The following is a 1389-nucleotide window of genomic DNA, read 5'->3' on the forward strand; positions in this document are numbered from 1 at the left end:
TGACCAGACGGTCCGGGCGACCGCGCCCTCGTGCGTCCGGGCCCCGCCCGGTCTCGGCCCGGCTCAGCCGCCGGCGGCCAGCGGTCCGTGACCCGGCACCGCCCGACCGTCGTCCGCCACCGGTGCGGGCAGCGGCCCCCGGGCCAGCCGCAGCAGCTCCTGCGGGGTCAGTTCGGCCAGCCGGGCGCGGCCCAGTCGCAGCACCTCCGTGGCCGTGTCCAGCAGTTCCGCCGGTGTCGCCGGGCGCTCCGGCAGCCCGGCCGCCCAGTCGCCGCCGGCCAGCCACTCGCCGACGGCGCCGCGCAGCTGCCCCGTGCCCGCCTCCCGGATCGTGAACGAGAGGTGCACCGAAAGGCCCTGGTGGCCCGTCGCGGTGTGCGGCGCCCCGCGCGGCACGTACAGCACCTCGCCCGGCCCGAGCACCGAGTTGAGCGCCACCGCGCCGGGTTCGGGGGCCAGCCCCGGGCGCCAGCGCCCGTCGGCGGGAGCCTCGTGGACCGTCCACTCCTTCTTCCCCGCGAGCTGGACGACCAGCACGTCCGCGTCGTCCCGGTGCACGTCCAGCCCGCGCCGGCCGGCGCCCGTCGCGAAGCAGAACGCCTCGGTCCGGCGGCCCAGTTCGACCGCGATGTCGGTGGCCAGCGCGCGCACCGGCGCGTGCCACTGGTCCAGCTGCGGCAGCAGCAGCGTGGCGCCTTCGGCCAGCAGGGCGGCGATCCGGTCAGGATCGGCGAAGCCCTCCTCCCGGCGCCCGGCGACCACCCGGGCCGTGCAGAACTCCGCGGGCGGGACGACCTCACCCGCCCGGACCATCTCGACGTAGGGCACCCGCAGCAGTCCGCCGCGCAGCGTCTCGTCCAACTCGCCCGGCCGGGGCAGCCCCGCCGGCCAGCCCGCGGTGCGGAACACCTGCGGCCGGCGCTCCTCCAGCGCCTTGGCGAACGTCGCCGCGTCGCCCACCAATTCGGTCAGAACTCGTCCCATCGTCCATCCCTCCGTCCAGCGGCCCACCACCGGTCGACCGTCGCATAACCTACGGATGAACATCTGAGTCCGGTTCAGCGAGAATCCGCCAACCAGCCCGGGATCGGCCAGCTTCGCGCCGCGGGGCGGCAATCGCGATGCGCCGTGGCGGCCCGCCCCGGGCGGACGGGCCGAGGGGTGAAGCGGGCGGGCGGCGCCGACACCGTCCCCCGGTCGGCGCGTCTCGACCCCCAGGTCGGGCGGCCGACGGCGGCGGCCGGGGCCCGTTGCCGCGGCGGCCCGCCCGCCCTCCGGCGCGACAGGCGGCGGCGCTCGGCCGCCGGCCGCCCCCCACCGCCCCGAGGGCGCCCGCCACGCGGTACGGGATTCTGTTTCGAGGGTCTCAACCAGACGCCCCCGCCGCCG

Annotated in this window: 1 protein-coding gene; it reads right to left on the bottom strand. The window is 78.0% G+C overall.

All coding sequences use genetic code 11. From position 1 onward, the window contains the following. Positions 1-63 precede the first annotated feature (63 nt). The gene (locus ACFV61_RS36050; protein WP_380428059.1) at positions 64-984 is read right to left on the bottom strand and encodes a JmjC domain-containing protein; all 921 of its coding nucleotides are present in this window, start codon (positions 982-984) and stop codon (positions 64-66) included. Positions 985-1389: the final 405 nt, after the last annotated feature.

The sequence above is a fragment of the Kitasatospora sp. NPDC059817 genome (assembly GCF_042731835.1).
Taxonomy (GTDB): domain Bacteria; phylum Actinomycetota; class Actinomycetes; order Streptomycetales; family Streptomycetaceae; genus Kitasatospora.

Coding starts and splice junctions, on each gene's coding strand:
- ACFV61_RS36050 (WP_380428059.1), bottom strand. CDS start 984: ATGGGACGAGTTCTGACCGAATTGGTGGGCGACGCGGCGACGTTCGCC.